This is a genomic window from Kitasatospora dryopteridis (assembly GCF_050749075.1).
In the GTDB taxonomy this organism is placed as follows: domain Bacteria; phylum Actinomycetota; class Actinomycetes; order Streptomycetales; family Streptomycetaceae; genus Kitasatospora.
Map to the genome: position 1 here is coordinate 6,161,370 of NZ_CP192749.1, position 19,266 is coordinate 6,180,635.

The following is a 19,266-nucleotide window of genomic DNA, read 5'->3' on the forward strand; positions in this document are numbered from 1 at the left end:
CTGCACGGCCGCCGTCGGGCGGCCGTGCGGCGAGCACGAAGGACGAGCATGGCGGACAAGCCCCGTGACCCCGGTGTCAGCATCTGGGTCTCACCGCCGAAGGAGCGGCGCCGCGGCAGCGCGCCCGCGGGCCTCAGCCGGGATCGGATCGTCCGCACCGTTGTGGAACTCCTCGACGCCGAAGGCGTGCAGGCCTTCACCATGCGCAAGCTCGCGGCCGCCCTGGACGTCACCCCGATGTCGGTCTACTGGTACGTCGACAACAAGGACGAACTCCTCGAACTCGCCCTGGACGAGGCCTTCGGCGACATGCGCATCCCGCCGCTCGGCGACGGCGACGACTGGCGGGCGCACCTGCGGCTGCTGGCCCACGAGTACCGCCGCTGCCTCCACGACCACCCCTGGGCCGCCCAGCTCGCCGGGCAGTTCCTGGCCCTGGGCCCCAACTCGCTGTTCTTCTCCACCAGCGCGATCGGTGCGATCCGCCGCACCGGCCTCACCGGCGACCGGCTCGGCGGCGCCCTCGGCCTGGTCCTGCAGTTCGTCTACGGCTTCGCGCTGGCCGAGTCGCAGTGGCTGCAGCGGGTCAAGGCCTCCGGCCTGCACGAGGACGAACTCAACCGGGTCATCCGGGGCGTCGCGCAGCAGGCGGACGCCCGCTTCGCCGAGAACGCCGACCTGCTGCCGCCCGCCGAGGACGGCGGCATCCGCGCCTCCCGCGACCTCCAGTTCGAGACCGGCCTCGACATCGCCCTGGCCGGCATCGACGCCACCATCGCCGCCGACCACTGAGCCGCGGGTGGACGGACGGGAAGACGGCCGCTGACCGTCGGCCCCGACACTGCGACGGCGGCCGCGCCTTTGTGCGGGCAGACGCCGGTCAGGCCCGAGTGAGGTCCGCCGGGCGCGGCCCGGGCGTGCCCGCCAGGCGCATGGCGGCGGCTGCTGCGCCGACCAGGCCGGCGTCGGTGCCGAGCCGGGCGGGGTGCAGGCGGATGCCGTGGGTGAACGGGAGTGCGGCGTACGAGGCCAGGTGGCGGGCGAGCGGGTCGAACAGCACCGGGCCGGACTGCGCCACGCCGCCGCCGATCACCACCGCCTCCAGTTCGACCAGGGTCGCGGTGGCGGCGATGCCCGCGGCCAGCGCCCGGGCCGCCCGGTCGTAGGCGGCGAGCGCGACCGCGTCCCCGGCCAGGGCGGCCGTGGCGACGGCGGCGGCCGTGGTGTCGCCGTCCGGCGGGCGCAGGCCCTGCTCGGCGGCGTACCGGGCGATCGCGGTGCCGCTGGCGTAGACCTCCACGCAGCCGCGGCTGCCGCAGGGGCAGGGCGGGCCGTCCATCCCGACGGTGATGTGGCCGATGTGCCCGGCGTTCCCGGACGGCCCCGCGTACACGGCGCCGTCCAGGACCAGACCGCCGCCGACGCCGGTGGAGACCACCATGCACAGCGCATTGCGGTACCCGGCCGCGGCGCCCCGCCAGGCCTCGGCCTCGGCGATCGCCACCCCGTCCCCGAGCAGCGCCACCGGCACCCGGACGGCAGGGTGGCCGGCCACTCGTTCCACCAGCGGGAAGCCGCGCCAGGCGGCGATGTTCACCGGGCTGACGGTGCCCGCCGCCGCATCCACCGGCCCCGCGCTGCCGATGCCGAGCGCCGCCGCGGCGGACCACCGCGGGTGCGCGGCCAACTCCTCCACCGCGTCCAGGACCGCGCCCAGCACCGCCTCGGCGGGCGCGGTGGCAGGGGTGGGCCGCTGCGTACGGGCGACCAGGGTGCCCGCCGCGTCGACCAGGGCCGCGGCGATCTTCGTACCGCCGATGTCCACGGCGGCGACCAGCTCCGGCCCGGTGCCCGGCTCGGCCGGGGCGGACTGCGGGACGGGGGCGGACGAGGACACGGCGGACTCCCGGGCGGGTGCGGCGGAGCGGTCGGACTCCCGCGCGGCAGCGTCCCCGGTGGCCGCCGCGCGGGTGTTCCCCGGGCCGGCGGCGGTCAGCCCGAGCCGGTCGGGTGCGTCTCGGGGTGGACGACGCCGGACAGCAGCGGCGCCTCGTGCCGCTCCGGGCGGTGACTCGACAGGTCGGAGACGCGGTGGCGCGGAGCCGTCCCGGCCGCACCGGCCAGCGGCACCAGCCGCCGGGCGACGAGGTGGCCGACCCAGTGCCGCCCGCACTCCGGGCAGGGCACGCCGCCGTCCGGCGTGTAGGGGGAGGCGGTGCCGATGCCGTCGTACGAGAAGTGCTCCCAGTCCGTGCCGTCGTCGTCGCGGTAGTGCTGGACGTCGTAGTCCACGGACCAGTGGTGCCAACACTGTCCGCAGGTGAATTCGACCCGCTCCACGGCCAGTTCGGTGATCATCGCGCCTACCTCCCTGCCTCGGCCCTTGACAAGCCCTATATCCAGAATTATCCCGGTTTCAGGGGTCGTGGATACCGTCCGGAGGGAGTCCGGTCCATGGCGCACTCGCCAGGCGACGGTGAGGGCCCGCACACCGGGCCCGACGAGGACCTGCGCCGGCTCAAGGCCGAGTACGACAACTACCGCCGCCGCGTCCACCGGGACCGCCTCGCCGTCCGCGAGATCGCCGTCTCCAACGTGCTCAGCCGGCTGCTCCCCGTGCTCGACGCCCTCGACCAGGCACGGGCCGCCGGCGAGGTGGTGGACGGCTTCGGCGCCGTCGCCGACCTGCTGGAGGCCGAGCTCGGCGCACTCGGCCTGGTCTCCTTCGGCGAGCCGGGCGAACCCTTCGACCCCGGCCTGCACCTCGCCGTCGCCTACACCCGCTCCGCCGTCGTCACCGGCCCGGTCTGCGTGGAGGTCGTCCGCACCGGCTACCGCGTCGGCGACCAGCTGCTGCGGCCCGCCGAGGTCGTCGTCGCCGAACCGCCCTGGGGCTGAGAGGACCGGCCGGGGTCCCGGCCCCTACGCCAGGCGCGCCAGGGGGTCGCCGGTGAGGCCGAAGCGGTGGCGGAGGGCGCGGCGGGCGGCGTGCAGGCCGGACATGCCGTGGACGCCGGGGCCGGGCGGGGTGGAGGACGAGCAGAGGTAGACGCCGTCGAGCGGGGTGGCGTACGGGTCGAGGGCGGGGACCGGGCGGAAGGCCGTCTGCCGCAGCGACATCGCGCCGCCGCTGATGTCGCCGCCCACGTAGTTGGGGTTGTGCAGCTGCTGGTCGGCTGCGGTGGTGACCGAGCGGGCCAGGACGAGGTCGCGGAAGCCCGGGGCGAAGCGTTCGACCTGCCGTTCCACGGCGTCGCCGACGTCCACCGTGGAGCCGTGCGGCACGTGGGCGTAGCTGTACAGGGTGTGCATTCCGGCGGGTGCCCGGCCGGGGTCGACGACGCCGGGCTGCACGGCGAGCACGTACGGGCGGGACGGGTGGCGGCCCGCGGCGACCTCGCGTTCGACGGCGACGGTCTCCTCGCGGGTGCCGGACAGGTGCAGGGTGCCGGCCTCCGCACAGGCCGGGTCCGCCCAGGGCACCGGCCCGGAGAGGGCGAAGTCGACCTTGCAGGCGGCGGAGCCGTACCGGAAGGCCCGCAGCCGCCGGGCGTAGCCCTCGGGCAGTGCCCGGCCGGCCAGGTGGAGCAGGCCGGCGGGGGTGACGTCCAGCAGGACGGCGCGGGCGGCCGGGAGCTCGGCGAGGGACTCGATCCGGTGGCCGGTGAGGACGCGGCCGCCGCGGCGCACCAGCTCGGCGGCCATGGCGTCCGCGATCGTCTGGCTGCCGCCCCGCGGCACCGGCCAGCCGACGGCGTGGGCGAGGGCGGCGAGGAGGATGCCGGCGCCGGCCGGGGCGAGGGCGCGGGGCGGGGCGACCGCGTGCGCGGCGACGCCGGCGAGCATGGCCCGGGCGGCCGGTTCGCGAAACCGCGCGGCCCAGGCGGGGGTGCCGAACTCGGCGATCCGCAGGCCGAGCCGGGCGGCGGTCGGCAGGTCCGAGGGGAACCGCCGCTGGTCGGACAGGGCGGCCTCGGCCATGCCCTGCCAGCGCTCCACCAGCGGGCCGAACAGCGCCCGCCAGGCCCGTCCGTCGCGGCCGAGCCGCTCGGCGGTGCGGTCGAGGTCCCGGTAGGCGATGCCGGCCGGGGCGCCGTCCAGCGGCTGTGCGTACGGGGCCGGCGGCTGCAGCAGGTCGACCCGGTCGGCGAGCCCGAAGGCCCGGAAGAACGGCGAGGCCAGCGCCATCGGGTGGGCCACCGAGCAGAGGTCGTGCCGGAAGCCGGGGAGGGTGGGCTCGGCGGTCCGCATCCCGCCGCCGACGGTGTCCGCCGCCTCGTACACGACGGTCTCCAGGCCGGCCGCGGCCATCAGCAGTGCGGCGGCCAGCCCGTTCGGGCCGGCGCCGACCACGACGGCGTCCACCCGGCCGGCCGTGCCCGCCGGGCCCGTGGAGCCCGCCGAACCCGTGGAAACGTGCCCCGCCACCGCGCCCACCTCTCCCGCCCGGCCCTGCGCCCGCGCAAGGATCCTCTGCCCGCACTCTGGCACAGCGCGGCGGAGGGGCGGCGCACCGGGTTCCGGCGCCGCGCCGGTCATCCCCGGCGGGGCTCCCAGCGGAACAGCCGCCGGCCGAGCACGGCCGCGGCCGCCACCCAGGCGGCGATCATCAGCAGCGACGGCGCCGCGTGCAGCCAGCCGTGCAGCAGGTCGAGCTCGGCGAGCGGCGCACCGGACCACGACTCGTGGCCGAATCCGCGGCCGAACCAGGCCGTCCGCAGGCTCTCCACCACCGGCGCCAGCGGCAGCACGTGCGCGGGCGTCTGCAGCCACCCGGGCATCGACGCCAGCGGCGCGACCACCCCGCTGCCGAACATGCACACCAGCAGCACCGGCGTGGCCACCATCGGTGCGGCCTCCGCGCTCGGCGTCACCCCGGACAGCGCGACCGCCAGCACCGCGAACAGCAGGTACCCGCCGGCCAGGACCAGCAGGAACAGCAGCGGATCGGCGGGCAGCGGGGTGCCGAACCAGCCCACCGACACCCCGCCCAGCACCAGGACCTGGAGCAGCACCACGGCGCCGCCGGCGCCGATCTGCCCGGCGAAGATGGCCGTGGCGGGGACCTCGGTGCCGCGCAGCCGCTTGAGCACCAGGTCGTCGCGGCGCGCGACCACGCCGTTGAGCAGGTTGATGAAGGAGGTCACCAGGGCCAGGCCGATGAAGCCGACGGTGGTGTAGCCGGCGGCGTTCACCCCGGCGATCTCCTTGGTGCGCAGCGGCGCCGCGACCACCAGGTTGAGCAGCACCGGCAGCAGGAAGCCGATGAAGGTGGAACGCCGGTTGCGCCAGAACACCCGCCAGGAGAGCAGGAACTGGCCGCGCGCACAGCTGAGCCAGCCGAGCGCCGCAGGTTCCGCCCCGCCCCTCGCGGGGGCCGCGGCGACGAGCGCGCCGGTCGTGTCGGTGGTGGTCATCGTGCACCCGCCCCTTCGTGTGCCGCGCCGGTGGGGCGGCCCTCGTGCGCCAGTTCCAGGAAGACGTCCTCCAGGGAGGCGGACCGCACCTCGATGCCGTCCAGCTCCACCGACCACTCGGCCGCCCAGCTGTGCAGTGCGGCCAGCGCGGGCGCGGTACGGGCCGCCGTGTAGACCGCGACGCCGTCGGCGACCGCGGCCGACTCGCCCAGCACCACCGGGAGTTGCCGGGCGCTGATGCCATCGGGCAGCGGGAAGCTGATCCGGGTGCCGTGCCCGGCCAGCACCTCGTCCACCGTGCCGACGGCGGCCAGCCGGCCCTTGTCCATGATGGCCACCCGGTCGGCCAGCTGCTGGGCCTCCTCCAGGTAGTGGGTGGTCAGCAGGACGGTGGTGCCGGCCGCCTGCAGCTCCTTGACGATCCGCCAGGTGATCCGGCGGGCCTCCGGGTCCATGCCGGTGGTCGGCTCGTCCAGGAAGAGCAGTTCGGGGCCGCCCAGCACGGCCAGGGCGAGGTCGAGGCGGCGCCGTTCGCCGCCGGACAGCTGGGCGACACGGGTGCCCGCCCGCTCGGTGAGACCGACCCGGCCGAGCACCTCCGCGGTCGGACGGGCACCGGTGATGAAGGACCGCCAGGAGTCGACCGTCTCCCGGACGGTCAGCTCCTTGAAGAAGCCGCCCTCCTGGAGCATCACACCGGTGCGCCGGCGGACCTCGCGCCCCTGCGCGTACGGATCCAGGCCGAACACCCGGACGGTGCCGGAGCTCGGCGTGCTGTAGCCCTCCAGCACCTCGAGCGTGGTCGTCTTGCCGGCGCCGTTGGTGCCGAGCAGGGCGAAGAGTTCGCCGCGGGCGACGGTGAAGGACACACCGCGCACCGCCTCGTAGTCGCCGTAGCGGCGGTGCAGGTCCCGCACTTCCACGGCCGCTGTCCCGGGAATTCCGGAGCTGATGGTGGATGTCATGGAATACAGCGTGAGGGGTGCCCGGCATTGAATGCAAGAGTCAGCATCAATGCAGGTCAGAGGGTATTCAAAATGTCATGTGAGGGGGTGTGTCATTTTCCACGGGGGAATTCCTGACATCCCGTACTGTCGTACGCCTGTGCCCCGGGTGCATATTTTTCTCGTCGCCGAGAGCGAGCCGGGGAAAAGGCCGGCGGACGAACGGCGGAGAACGGTGACCGGGCCCCGGCCGGGGAACGGCGCCGCACATCGGAGGGAGACCCCCATGGCCGAGAACGAGATCACCGAGAACGAGCAGTTCGACATCGAGGTCGAGGAGCTCGACACCGTCAACGGTGGCATCAGCGTCAGCTCGCTGGCCTGCGCCGCCTGCCCGGTCTCCAGCTTCAGCTCCGTGTCCAACTCGGTCGCCGAGACCGCCGCGGAGTAACGGGTTCCGTGCCGCGGTGGGCCCGCCTGGCGGGTTCCACCGCGGCACCCCTGTTTCTGCACCGAACTCCGCCCCCACCGACCCCAGTTGAGGAGAGCCGGGCATGGACAGCCTCCGGCACGAGCTGACGCGGTTCATCCAACAGCCCGCCGCGCAGCAGGACCCACCCGCGCTCTACCGCCGACTGCTGGCCGAGGCCCCGGTGCTCGACCTCGGCCGGGTGCACGTCGTCTCCGGCTACGAGGAGATCGTCACCGTCCTGATGCACCCCGGCACCGCCGTCGACCCCGCCGCCGTCGGCCTGCCCCGGGCCGGCGCCACCGCACTCTCGCGGGTGGTCGACCGGATGCTGCCGATGCGCGACGGCGCCGACCACACCCGCCTCAAGCGGCTCGCCACCACCGCCTTCAGCGCCCGCCGGCTGGAGCAGATGCGCGGACGCATCGAGTCCACCGCCGAGCGGCTGCTCGAACCGCTGCTCGCCGCAGGCTCGTTCGACGTCGTCGCCGACCTGGCGGTGCCGCTGCCGGTTGCCGTCTCCTGCGCGATCCTCGACATCCCCGACTCCGAGCAGCAGCGCGTCACCGGCTGGGCCCGCCTGGTCGCCCGCTCCCTGCTCGACGACTTCGGCAGCCAGGACGGCGCCGACGGTACCGACGCCGCTGCCGCCCGCATCGCCGAACTCGACACCGAGTTCGAGGAGTTCCGCGCCTATGTGGAGACGCTCTGCGCCGCCCGGGCGGCCGATCCCGGCGACGACCTGATCAGCCGGCTCACCGCCGCCCGCGCCGACGGCCGGCTCGACGACGAGGACCTGCTCGCCTTCGTGGTCATGCTGCTCGCCAACGGCCTGGAGACGCTCACCTCCGGACTGGCCGTCGCCGTCTGGCAGTTGCTGCACACCCCCGGCCTCGCCGAACGCCTGCGCAGCAAGCCCGCCGACGCCGCGGCCGTCTTCGACGAGGCCCAGCGCCTCGGCAGCCCCGTCCGCGCCAGCGCCCGCGCCCTCACCCGCGACGTCGAGGTCGGCGGCACCGTCGTCCCGGCCGGCCGGGTGGCCCTGCTGCTGTACGCCGCCGCCAACCGCGACCCGCGCCGCTTCACCGACCCGGACCGCTTCGATCCGGACCGGGCCGATCTGCGCCACCTGGCGTTCGGCCACGGCCCGCACCACTGCCTCGGCGCACCGCTCTCGCTGATGGCCGGCGCCGCCGTACTGCGCGGCCTTGCCGCCGCCGGCGCGGACCGGGAGCTGAGCACCCCGCTGACTGCGGCCACCGCACCCTGGAGCACCCAGTTCGTCTTCGGCGGACTGCGCGAACTCCCGCTGCACTGCCCGCCCCTGGCCGCCGCAGTCGACGGCCCGGCCCTCGCGGGGGTGGGGCGGTCATGAGCGGAACGGCCACCAGGAAGCGCAACGACCGCCGCAGGAACGGCGGGACGGCAACCGCCGCGCCGACGGAAGCCGCCGAGCAGACCGAAGCCGTCGAGCCGACCGAAGCTGTTGATCCGACCGAGGGCGCGCCGCCGGAGTCCGGGCAGGAGGTGAGGACGGCCCCGAAGCCGGAGAACGCCTCCAGGGCGGCCATCGCGCTCGCCGCCGGGCGCGCCGCAGCCGTCCTTGAACCCGGGCTCGACCGTCCCGTCGGGCTGGTCGGGGCCCGCCTCTCGGCCGCTGCCGGGGCGCTGCTGCTCGCGGTCGGCGCAGGAACGGCGTGGACGGTCTTCGGCACCCTCCCGCACACCCTCGCCGTGGACGCCGTCGTCGCCCACGGCCCCGCCCCCGCGACCGTCCGGGCCGACGGGCCCGGCACGCTCGCCCGGCTCCTGGTCCGCCCGGGGGAACGGGTCACGGCCGGGCAGCCGCTCGCAGTGCTGCACACCGGGGAAGGCCGCCAAGTCGAGCTGCGGGCCGCGTCGGCCGGCACCGTCACCGCCCTGCTGGCCCGGCCCGGCGACGAACTGGCGCCCGGCGCACCCGTCCTCGCCCTGGACTCGGCCGGACTCCCGCTCACCGTCCGGCTGTTCGCCACCGATCCGGGAGAGGCGCGGGAGCTGCGGCCCGGCCGGACCGTCCTGGTCCCCGTCCCCGGGGCCGGCGCCGTCCGCGCGGTGATCACCGCCGTCGACCCGCTGCCCGCCCGCGCCGACTCACTGGACGGCACCCTGCCCGTCCCGCTGCCCGGCCTGCCCGCGGGGGCGGCCCCGGTCTGGACGGCCTACGCCGAACTCCCGCCGGAGGCACAGCAGTCGGCGGCGGCACTGCCCGGCCCGCTGCCGGTGACCGCCGACATCGACCTCGGTGCCCGCCACCCCTACCAGGCGGTGCTCGGGAAGGGGAGCGGTTCATGAGCCTCGATGTACGGGAGGCCGCGACCGCTGCAGACCCGACCGCAGACGCGAGAACCGCAGGCCCGAAGAGTGCCGGCGCAGGGCCGCAGCAGCGGAAGTCCAAGCCGCGCCGCTACCTGCGCACGCCCGTCGTCCCGCAGATGGAGGAACAGGACTGCGGCGCCGCCTGCCTGGCCGTGGTGCTCGGCGCCTTCGGCCGCCGGGTGACCCTGCAGGAGGCGTCCAGGGCCTGCGGGGTCAGCCGGGACGGGGTGAGCGCCGCCGCGGTGGCCCGCGCCGCCGGCCGCTACGGGCTGGTCGCCCGCGGCCGCCGGGTGGTCCGCGGCGAGGGGAGGCTGCAGGGGCTGGAGAAGGTGCCGGTGCCGTCCATGGTGCTGGTCACCGGCCCGCACTTCGCGGTCTTCGAGGGCGTGCGGCGCGGCCGCATCCACGTCAACGACCCCTCGCTGGGCTCCTACTCGGCCACCCCGGAGGAGTTCTGGGAGTCCTTCGCCGGGATCGCCGTCGGCTTCGAACCGGGCCCGGACTTCGAGCGCGGCGGCCGCCGCTTCCCGCTGCTGCGGGCCCTCGGCGGCCGGATGCGCCCGTTCGCCGGCCCGCTGCTGCTCGCCGTCCTGCTGGCGGTGCTGCTGGCGGTGCCCGGCGTGGCGGCGGCCTTCCTGCTGCGCGCCTACCTCGCCTCGGTCACCCTGGCCGGCAGCACCTCCTGGGCGCTGCCGCTGACCCTCACCGCCGCTGCCGTCGCCGCCACCGTGCTGCTCGGCACCTGGCTGCAGCAGAGCCTGGTCAACCGGGTGCTGGAGGCGATGGCGGCCCGCGGCTCGTCCGGCTTCCTGTGGCGGATGCTGCGGCTGCCGGGCTCCTTCTTCCACCGGCGCCAGCTCGGCGGCCTGGTGACGCGGGTGCAGATGAACGACGGCCTGGCCGCCCTGCTCTCGCACCGGGCCGCGGGCGCGGCCGCCGCGGCCGCTTCCGCCTCCGTCCACCTGGGCGCGCTGGCCTGGCTGGAGCCGAAGCTCGTCGCGGTGCCGGTCGCGGTGGCCGTGCTGGACGTGCTGGCGCTGCGCACCGCCGACCGGCGGCGCGGCGGCCTGGTGCACCGGCTGCACGCCGAGCAGTACAAGCGCGACGGCGTGGCCTTCGCCGGGGTGTCGGCGATCGAGACGGTCAAGGCGGAGGGCGCCGAGGACTCCTTCTTCCGCTCCTGGGCGGGCTGGCAGGCCCGGGCGATGGAGACCGGCCAGAAGGTGACGGCCGCGGTGATCGTCCCGATGTCGCTGCCGGGCGCGCTCAACTCGGCGGCCACCGCGGTGGTCGTGGTGGCCGGCACCTCGCTGCTGCTCGGCGGCTCGCTCTCGCTCGGCACCCTGGTGGCCTTCCTGCTGCTGCTCAACGGCTTCCTCCTGCCGGTCGGCCAACTGGTCGGCACCGGGTCGGAGTTCACCGTCGCCCGGGCGCAGAACGCCCTGCTGGAGGACGTCGAGACCACCGAGCCCGACCCGTACCTCGCGCCGGTGCTCGACGCGCCGGCCGAACCCGTCCGGCTCCGCGGCGAGCTGGAGCTGCAGGACGTCTCCTTCGGCTACGACCCCAACCGCCCGCCCGCGCTCTCCGGCATCTCGCTGCACCTCCGCCCGGGGGAGTGGGTCGCGGTGGTCGGCACCAGCGGCAGCGGCAAGTCGACGGTGGCCCGCCTCGCCGCCGGGGTGCTCCGTCCGTGGAGCGGCCGGGTGCTGCTCGACGGCCGCCCCCGCGAGGACTGGCACCGCGCCGTGGTCACCGGCCAGGTCGCCTACGTGGAGCAGCAGTTGCGCCTCTTCGAGGGCACCGTCCGGGAGAACCTGACGCTCTGGGACCCGGCCGCCGACGAGGACGCCCTGGAGCGGGCGCTCGCCGACGCCGAGGCCGCCGACCTGGTGCGCCGCCGCGGCGGCATGGACGGCGCCCGGATCGAGGAGGACGCCCGCAACCTCTCCGGCGGCGAGCGGCAGCGGCTGGAACTCGCCCGCGCCCTCGCCCTCGACCCGGCGCTGCTGGTGCTGGACGAGGCCACCTCGGCGCTCGACGCGCACACCGAGGCCGCCGTCAATGGGCACCTGCGCCGCCGCGGCACCACCTGCCTGGTGCTGGCCCACCGGCTGAGCACCATCCGGGCCGCCGACCGGGTGGTGGTGCTCTCCGGCGGCCGGATCGTCCAGCAGGGCACCCCGGCCGAACTCGCCGCCGTGCCCGGCCCCTACCGCAACCTGCTCGCCGACCGGGCGACCGGCACCCAGGAGGAGGCATGACCGCCACCCCGGCCACCGTCCACGACACAGCCGGCACCGATACGGCCGGCACCGCGCCGGACCGCCCGGCCGCCACTGCCGCCGCCAACCGGGCCGCGCTCGCCGCCGCTCTCGGCGAGCTGCACGCCGCCGGCCCGGCCGCCGCGCCGCGGCACACCGCGGACGACCCCGCCGGGCAGGCCCGTGCCGTGCTGGCCGCGCTCGGCCTCGGCCCGGCGGGCGGCCTGTCGGTCGAGCTGCCGGCGGCCGTGCGCACCGCCCGTGACCCGCTGGCCGCGCTGCTGCGGTCGGCCGGGGTGCGGTCCCGCCCGGTCACCCTGCCGGCCGGCCCGGACGGGCACGGCGACGCCACCGGGCTGGCCGGCCCGATGGTCGGCTTCGCCGCGGACGACGGCCGGCCGATCGCCCTGGTGCCCCGCCCGGCCGGCGGGCACCGCCCGTACGACCCGGCCGCAGGGAGGGCCGGTCGCAGGCACCGGGTGGCGCTGCAGCGGAAGGCCCTGCTGCTGTACCCGCCGCTGCCGCCGGGGGAGTTGGGCCCGGCCGGTCTCGCCCGGTTCGTGCTGGCCGTCCCCGGTGCCCGCCGGGACCTCGCCCGGCTCACCGCGGCCGGGCTGGGCGCGGCGCTGCTGGGCCTGCTCGTCCCGCTGAGCACCGGGGTGCTGCTGCCGCAGCTGCTGGCGGCCGACCGGCACCCCGTCCGCTGGCTGGCCCTGCTGCTGGGGTCGGCGGTGGCGGCCTCCTGGCTGCTGGTGCTCGTCCGCAACACCGCGGCCGTCCGGCTCACCGGGCGGGTGCAGAGCGCACTGGAACCGGCCGTCTGGGACCGGCTGCTGGGCCACGACGCCCGGTTCTTCCGCGACTTCAGCACCGGAGACCTGGTGCACCGGGCGAACGCGGTCGCCCAGGCCCGGCAGGCGATGTCCGAGGTGCTGGTCGGCGCGGTGCTCGGCGCCGTGTTCGCCACCTCGGGGCTGACCGTGCTGCTGCTGGTCGACCCGTGGCTCGGCGGGCTGCTGCTGCTCACCGTGCTGGCGGCCACCGGGCTGCTGCTGGCCCTCGGCCGCCGCCGGCAGCGGCACGAGAGCGAGGTGTTCGAGCTGCACGGCCGGCTGCACGGCGTGCTGTACGGGCTGCTGCTCGGCATCGACAAGATCCAGACCGCGGGCCGGGAGATCCAGGCCTTCGCCCGCTGGGCGGTGCCCTTCGCCGCGCAGAAGCGCGCCGACGCCGCCGCCCAGCGGGCCGACGCCGCGGCCGGCGCCCTCACCGCCGCCCTGCAACCGCTGCTGCTGGCGGTGCTGCTGGCCGGCGCGACGGCCGCCGGGGACACCCCGTCCGGGCACCTGATGGCCGCCGGTGTCGCGGCCGGCCAGGTCGCCATGGCGCTCGGCCAGGTCACCCACGCCGCGGCCGGTGCCTACGGCATCGCCCCCGTCCTCGACCGCCTCCGGCCGATCCTCGCCGAGACCGGCCCGCGCGAGCGGCCGGAGGCTACTGCCGACCCAGGCCCGCTCCGCGGCGAAGTCGCCCTGGAGGACGTGGTGTTCCGCTACCCGGGCACCGCGGCCCCCGCCCTGGACGGCGTCTCGCTGCACGCCGCACCCGGCGAACTCGTCGCCGTGGTCGGCCCGTCCGGCGCCGGCAAGTCCACCCTGGTACGGCTGCTGCTCGGCTTCGAACAGCCGGAGTCCGGGACGGTCCGCTACGACGGCCGGGACCTCGCGACGCTCGACGCCCGGCTGGTCCGCCGCCGGATCGGCGCCGTCCTCCAGCACGGCCGGATGCTGCGCGGCTCACTGCTGGAGAACCTCGCCGGCACCGACACCGAGGTCACCGAGGACCAGGTCTGGGAGGCCGCCGAACTCGCCGGCATCGCCGACGACCTGCGCCGCCTGCCGCTCGGCCTCGGCACCCGGATCGGCGAGGACGCCCAGGGCTTCTCCGGCGGACAGGTCCAGCGGCTGCTGCTGGCCCGCGCGCTCGTCCGCCGGCCCGCCGTCCTGCTGCTGGACGAGGCCACCTCCGCCCTCGACAACCGCACCCAGCGCAAGGTCGCCGAGGCCGTCGCAGGCCTCGACACCACCCGTGTCGTCATCGCCCACCGGCTCAGCACCGTCCGCACCGCCGACCGCATCCACGTGCTCTCCGGCGGGCGGGTCACCGCCACCGGCACGTACGACGAACTGCTCGGCACCGACCCGCTGTTCACCCGCCTCGCCCGACTCCAGGAGATGTGAGATGTCGCTCGACCTGCAGACCTGGCTCCGCCCCGCCGACACCGCCGGGAACGACGGCCCCGCCCGGCTGCTCCCCGGCACCGCCCGGGGCGACGAGCGGCTGCTCGCCGTGGTGGCCGCCGCGGCCTCCTTCGACGACAGGGCCGCCGCCCGGCCCGACGGCACCGCGTACTTCGCCCCCGACCCGGACGAGGACCGGCGCCGCCGCGCCGCCGCCGTCGACACCTGGCTGCGCCGCGCGGCCGGCGAGCACGGCGGCGCCGGCGTCCTGCTCGACCACCTCGCCGAGACTGGCCGGCCGCTCGGCGACGGCCTGCGCCCCGTCGTCCTCGCCGACCCGGCCAAACTGCCGCCCTGGGCGCTCGCCCTGGCCGCCTTCCTGCGCACCCTGCCCGCCGCGCCCGGCCCGGAGACCGCCGCGCCCGGCGCGCTCACCGCCGCCTTCGCGAACGCCGCCGGGGCGCTGCTGCCCGACGGCCCCGGCGGCATCCTCGGCGTGCCCGTCACCGACCGGGCCCGCGCCGACCTGGCCGGCACCCTGACCGCCCGGCTCACCGAGGCCTGCAACCTGTCGCTCTGCCACGAACTGCAGGCCGCCACCGGCCGCCCCCGCGCCACCGACTGGGACGCCGCCGGCGGCCTCGACACCTCCGCCGAGGGCTGGCTGGCCCGGCTGGAGCGGCTGCCCGCCCTCGCGTACCTGGTCGGCACGGTCTGCCGGCAGTGGCAGCACGTGCAGACCGAGCTGTTCGCCCGGCTCGCCGCCGACCGCGCGCTGCTCGTCGAGCAGCTGTGGCAGGGCGTGGACCCGGGCCCGCTCGACCAGGTCCGCGGCGACGCCGGCGACCGGCACGCCGGCGGCCGCTCGGTCGCCCTGCTGCACTTCGCCGACGGCCGGGCCGTGGTCTACAAGCCCAAGGACATGCGGCACGCCACCGCCTACCTCGGCCTGGTGCGCCGGCTCAACCGCGAGCTCTCGCTCGACCTGCCGGTCCGCACCGTGCTGCTGCGCAGCGACCGCGGCGACGACGGCCACGGCGCCTCGCTGGCCGCCGACTGCGAGAGCGACTACGGCTGGGAGGAGCTCGTCCCGCACCGCCCCTGCGCGGACCGCGGCGGCTTCGCCCGCTTCTACCGGCGGCTCGGCATGACGATCCGGCTCGTCCAGCTGCTGGAGGGCCGCGACCTGTGGGCCGACAACCTGCTCGCCGACGGTGAGCACCCCGCGCTGATCGACCTGGAGTGCCTGCTCTACCCGCGGGTGCAGGCGCCGCCGGTGCTCAGCGCCGACCAGCACGGCCTGCTGGACGAGCTTGAGTCCACCGTGGTGCGCACCGCGATGGCCTTCCAGGCCTGGACGCCGGCCAAGCACTCCGGCGCCCTGGACATCGGCTGCCTGTCCCGGATCGGCAGCCTGGAGGTCGCCCCGGGCGTGCCCGCGCTGCCGCTGCCCCCGTACCGGCCCGTCCACGACGGCGAGACCGCCGACCCGTGGGAGTACACCGACGAGCTGACCGCCGGCTACCGCGAGATGCACGCCGTGCTGCACGAGCTGCGCGGCGAACTCGCCTCCGCCGAGGGACCGCTGGCGCCCTTCCGGGGCATCTGGGTGCGCTACATCTGGCGGCACACCTGGGACGGCTACAAGATCGTCCGGGCCTCGACCAGCCCGCTCGCCCTGGACGACGGCGCCACCCGCGAAACGGTCATCGCCGGCGCCCTGCACGGCGCCGTCACCGCCCGCGCCGGCGACCCCGGCCGCGGCGACCTGCTGGACGTTGTCCTCGCCGAACTCGACTCCTACCGCGTCCTGGACATCCCGTTCTTCCGCTCGCTCACCACCTCCTCCTCGGTCTTCACCGCGGACGGCCGGGAGATCCGCGGCCACTTCCAGGGCACCGGCTGGCAGCGCCTCCAGCACCGCGTCGCCGAACTCGACGGCTTCGACCTGGACGCCCACCTCGCCGTCCTCACCGGCTGCATCGACGCCGCCCGGGCCGGCACCGAACTGCCCGCCCCGGCCGCCCGCACCCGCCGCACCACCGCCCCCTCCTCCGGCGAACTCCTCGGCCACGCCGTCGCCATCGGCGACCGCATCCTCGCCGACCGGCGCGGCCGGGGCTGGCTAGGCCAGAGCTGGTACCCCGGCACCGGCCTGCGCCAGGTCGAGGTGCTCGGCCTCGACCTGGTCACCGGCACCCCCGGCATCGCCGTGCTGCTCGCCGAACTCTGGGCCGCCACCGGCGAACCCCGCTTCCACCGGGCCGCCCTGCACACCCTCACCGCGGCCGCCGGCCTCATCGACCCCGACTCCCCGCGCGGCTTCGCCTTCGCCGCCGACAGCCGGCTCGCCGCCGGCGCCCCCGTCCCCGGCGGGCTGGCCGGCCCCGGCTCGCTGATCCACGCCCTCGCCCGGGCCGGCGTCCTGCTCGGCGAGCCCGAACTCCTCGCCAGGGCCCAGGCCCTGGTGCCCGGCGCGCTCGCCGTGGCCACTCCCGCCCCGGCCCGCCCCGGACGCCCCGTCCGCACCCCGCACCCGGACACCCCGATGGGCAGTGCCGGCCTGCTGCTCAACCTGCTGCGGCTGCGCCGCGCCGCCGGCCCCGGCCACACCCCGACCGAGGACGGCATCCGCACCCTGGCCGTCGCCGCCCTGGACGCCCTCGCCGCCGAGACCGCCGAACCGTCCGCGGAGTCGGTCGACCCCGGCTTCCTCGACCTCGTCCCGGCCGGACCCGACTCGGTCGCCGCCGCCCTCGCCCGCGCCCTCGCCGAGGCGCCCGCCCTGCTCGCCGCCCCGGAGACCGTCCGGGAACGGCTGCGCGGCCACCGCTTCGCCACCGCCACCCGGGCCGGCCGGCTCGCCTGCCTGGACACCGCCGTCTCGCTCGGCGCCGGCAGCGTCGACCCGGCCGAACTCGGCGCCCTCACCCCGCCGGTGGGCGCCGCGCAGATCGCCGGCCGCACCACCCGCGACCTGGTCGCCACCGCCGGCGAGGCGCTCACCGCCGCCGAGGCGGGCCTGCTGCACACCGTCCCCGACGGCGCCGACGCGCTGCTGCCCGGCCCGTTCTACGACGGCCGGGAGGCCGCCGGGCTGCTCGTCGGCGAGCTGATCGCCCGGCACGGGGCCACCGGCCGCTGGTACGCCGACCGGGCCGCCGCCGACCGGATCAACCCCGGAGCCCTGGACGGCACCGCCGCCGTCGGCCTGCTGCTGCTGCGCCTGCTCGACCCCGCCACCGCCCCGCTCGCCACCCTGCGCTGACCGCCCGAGACCCGAGGGACCACCATGTCCGACACCACCGCGATCGGCTTCAAACGCCACTACACCCCGTACGTCGTCGACGGCGAGGCCGTCTACCTGGTCTCCGAGCGCGGCGTCTCCGTGGTCGACGGCGCACTCGCCCAGCGCCTCGCCCCGCTGCTGGACGGCACCCGCAGCGCCGAGCAGATCGGCGCCGCCCTGGACGGCACCGTCCCCGCCGACAAGGTGCTCGGCGCCGTCGGCACGCTCCGCGAACGCGGCTACCTCGCACCCGCCGGGCCCGTGGACGACCCGGCCGGCGCCGCCTACCTGGAGATGGCCGGCCTGGACGGCGCCGCCGCCTCCGCCGCGCTGCGCACCTCCCGGGCCCGGGTCGAGGTGTACGGCGACCTCGATCCGCAGCCCTTCCTCGACGCGCTCGCCGCCGCGGGCGTCACCGTCGACGAGGACGCCGAGTTCACCGTCGCCCTCACCGAGGACTACCTGCACCCCGGCCTCGCCGACCGCGACCGCGCCGCCCGGGAGAGCGGCCGCCCCTGGCTGCTCGCCCGCCCGGTCGGCTCCATCGTCTGGGTCGGCCCGGTCTTCGTCCCCGGCCCCCCGGAGGCGGCCACCGGCTGCTGGGAGTGCCTCGCCCACCGGCTCTCCGCCAACCGTCAGTCGCTCAGCTACCTGCAGCACCGGCTCGGCCAGGACACCCCGATCTCCACCGCCGGCGCCCACCTCGCACCCACCCTCGGCACCGGCGCCCAGCTCGCCGCCCTGGAGGCCGCCAAGTGGCTCGCCGGGGTGCGCCCTTCGGAGCCGGTGGTGCTCACCTTCGACACGGTCCTGCTGGAGGCCGAACGCCACAGGCTGGTGCGCCGTCCGCAGTGCCCGGCCTGCGGCGAGGCCGGACTGATGGCCGAACGCCAGCTCACCCCCGTCGAGTTCACCTCCCGGCCGAAGACGTTCACCGCCGACGGCGGCCACCGCTCCGCCTCCCCGGAGGACATGCTCGACCGCTACCGGCCCCAACTCTCCCCGGTGACCGGCGTGGTGACCTCCCTGGTGCCCGCCGCCCGCACCCCCACCGGCCTGCGGGTGTACGTCTCCGGGCAGAACCTCTCCCGGCAGAGCGGCGACCTGCGCCAACTGCGCACCGGCCTGCGCTCGGTGAGCTGCGGCAAGGGCCGCACCGACGTACAGGCCCGGGCCAGCGCACTCGGCGAGGCGATGGAACGCTACTCCGGCGTCTTCCAGGGCGACGAAGCCCGCCGCACCGCCAGCTTCACCGAACTCGGCGACGCCGCGATCCACCCCGCCCGAACCCTGCTCTACAGCGACCGCCAGTACGAGGAGCGGGCCCGCTGGAACGCCCGCCGCTCGATGTTCAACACCGTCCCCGAGCGGTTCCGCGAGGACGACACGATCGAATGGTCGCCCGCCTGGTCGCTCACCGAGCAGCGCACCCGCTGGCTGCCCACCATGTCGCTCTACTACGGCTACCGGCACCGCAACGGCTTCTTCGCCGCCGGCGACTCCAACGGCTGCGCGGCAGGCACCTCCTTCGAGGACGCCGCCCTGCAGGGCTTCCTGGAGCTCGTCGAACGCGACGCCGTCGCCCTCTGGTGGTACAACCGGGTGCAGCGGCCCGCCGTCGACCTGGACGCCTTCGGTGACCCGTACATCGCCGAACTCCGCGGCATCTACCGGGGGCTGCGCCGCGAGATCTGGGCGCTCGACCTCACCTCGGACTTCGGCATCCCGGTGGTCGGTGCGTTCTCCCGGCGCCTGGACAAGCCCGCCGAGGACATCCTGATCGCCTTCGGCGCCCACCTCGACCCGCACATCGCGCTCACCCGGGCACTCACCGAGATGAACCAGTTCCTCGGCCCGGTCGCCGGTGACGCCGAGGGCCGGGTCAACTACGCCGGCGCCGACCCCGAGCAGAAGGCCTGGTGGACCACGGCCACCATCGCGGGCAACCCCCACCTGCTGCCCGACCCCGCCGCCGCGGCCGCCGGCCCCGGCCGCTGGGCGAAGCTCGCCGGCACCGACCTCGCCGACGACCTCGCGCTGGCCCAGCGCCTGGTCGAGGAACGCGGCATGGAGTTCCTGGTGCTCGACCAGACCCGCCCCGACGTCGGCCTGCCGGTCGCCAAGGTGATCGTCCCCGGCATGCGGCACTTCTGGGCCCGCTTCGCCCCCGGCCGCCTCTACGACGTGCCGCTCGCCCTCGGCTGGCTCGACCGGCCGACCCGGGAGGAAGACCTCAACCCCGTCCCGATCTTCATCTGACGACGTGCCGGGCCGCCGTGCTGCTC

Annotated in this window: 14 protein-coding genes; 9 read left to right on the plus strand and 5 right to left on the minus strand. The window is 76.3% G+C overall.

Going from position 1 to position 19,266, the window contains the following annotated elements:
* The first annotated feature begins 48 nt into the window (after positions 1-48).
* Positions 49-792 carry a TetR/AcrR family transcriptional regulator gene (locus ACQ614_RS27750; protein ID WP_431681491.1) on the plus strand — a complete coding sequence of 248 codons (744 nt, stop codon included), beginning with the start codon at positions 49-51 and terminating at the stop codon, positions 790-792.
* 88 nt (positions 793-880) lie between these two features.
* On the opposite strand, the gene ACQ614_RS27755 is transcribed toward ACQ614_RS27750, so the two are convergent.
* Together ACQ614_RS27755 and ACQ614_RS27760 are read right to left on the minus strand one after the other, a co-directional pair.
* Positions 881-1,897 carry an ROK family protein gene (locus ACQ614_RS27755; protein WP_431681492.1) on the minus strand — a complete coding sequence of 339 codons (1,017 nt, stop codon included), beginning with the start codon at positions 1,895-1,897 and terminating at the stop codon, positions 881-883.
* A gap of 95 nt (positions 1,898-1,992) precedes the next feature.
* Positions 1,993-2,358, minus strand: coding sequence for a hypothetical protein (locus tag ACQ614_RS27760; RefSeq protein WP_431681494.1), 366 nt, complete (start codon positions 2,356-2,358; stop codon positions 1,993-1,995).
* A 96-nt stretch (positions 2,359-2,454) separates the two neighbouring features.
* On the opposite strand from ACQ614_RS27760, the gene grpE reads away from it, so the two are divergent.
* Positions 2,455-2,898, plus strand: coding sequence for a nucleotide exchange factor GrpE (grpE, locus tag ACQ614_RS27765; protein ID WP_431681496.1), 444 nt, complete (start codon positions 2,455-2,457; stop codon positions 2,896-2,898).
* Between the two features lie 24 nt (positions 2,899-2,922).
* Here grpE and ACQ614_RS27770 read toward each other — a convergent pair whose 3' ends face one another.
* The 3 genes from ACQ614_RS27770 to ACQ614_RS27780 form a co-directional block, all read right to left on the minus strand.
* Entirely contained in the window at positions 2,923-4,428 is a 1,506-nt protein-coding gene (locus ACQ614_RS27770) for a phytoene desaturase family protein (protein ID WP_431681497.1), read from the minus strand.
* Positions 4,429-4,535: 107 nt separating this feature from the next.
* The gene (locus tag ACQ614_RS27775; protein ID WP_431681498.1) at positions 4,536-5,417 is read right to left on the minus strand and encodes an ABC transporter permease; all 882 of its coding nucleotides are present in this window, start codon (positions 5,415-5,417) and stop codon (positions 4,536-4,538) included.
* The gene (locus ACQ614_RS27780) at positions 5,414-6,382 is read right to left on the minus strand and encodes an ABC transporter ATP-binding protein (protein WP_431681500.1); all 969 of its coding nucleotides are present in this window, start codon (positions 6,380-6,382) and stop codon (positions 5,414-5,416) included. Before ACQ614_RS27780 ends, ACQ614_RS27775 begins: the two co-directional genes overlap by 4 nt.
* A 265-nt stretch (positions 6,383-6,647) precedes the next feature.
* On the opposite strand from ACQ614_RS27780, the gene ACQ614_RS27785 reads away from it, so the two are divergent.
* From ACQ614_RS27785 to ACQ614_RS27815, 7 genes are all read left to right on the plus strand, one after another.
* Positions 6,648-6,812 carry a hypothetical protein gene (locus ACQ614_RS27785; protein WP_179419324.1) on the plus strand — a complete coding sequence of 55 codons (165 nt, stop codon included), beginning with the start codon at positions 6,648-6,650 and terminating at the stop codon, positions 6,810-6,812.
* Between the two features lie 103 nt (positions 6,813-6,915).
* Entirely contained in the window at positions 6,916-8,205 is a 1,290-nt protein-coding gene (locus ACQ614_RS27790) for a cytochrome P450 (protein WP_431681502.1), read from the plus strand.
* Positions 8,202-9,164 carry an acetyl-CoA carboxylase biotin carboxyl carrier protein subunit gene (locus ACQ614_RS27795; protein WP_431681504.1) on the plus strand — a complete coding sequence of 321 codons (963 nt, stop codon included), beginning with the start codon at positions 8,202-8,204 and terminating at the stop codon, positions 9,162-9,164. The genes ACQ614_RS27790 and ACQ614_RS27795 overlap by 4 nt, the downstream gene beginning before the upstream one ends.
* The gene (locus tag ACQ614_RS27800; protein WP_431681506.1) at positions 9,161-11,452 is read left to right on the plus strand and encodes an ATP-binding cassette domain-containing protein; all 2,292 of its coding nucleotides are present in this window, start codon (positions 9,161-9,163) and stop codon (positions 11,450-11,452) included. The genes ACQ614_RS27795 and ACQ614_RS27800 overlap by 4 nt, the downstream gene beginning before the upstream one ends.
* Entirely contained in the window at positions 11,449-13,692 is a 2,244-nt protein-coding gene (locus ACQ614_RS27805) for an ATP-binding cassette domain-containing protein (RefSeq protein WP_431681508.1), read from the plus strand. The genes ACQ614_RS27800 and ACQ614_RS27805 overlap by 4 nt, the downstream gene beginning before the upstream one ends.
* A 1-nt stretch (position 13,693) precedes the next feature.
* Positions 13,694-16,960, plus strand: a complete 3,267-nt coding sequence (locus ACQ614_RS27810) for a DUF4135 domain-containing protein (protein WP_431681509.1) — start codon at positions 13,694-13,696, stop codon at positions 16,958-16,960.
* Positions 16,961-16,984: 24 nt separating this feature from the next.
* Positions 16,985-19,240 (plus strand): TOMM precursor leader peptide-binding protein, encoded by a 2,256-nt coding sequence (locus tag ACQ614_RS27815; protein WP_431681511.1) that lies wholly within the window; start codon positions 16,985-16,987, stop codon positions 19,238-19,240.
* Positions 19,241-19,266 lie beyond the last annotated feature (26 nt).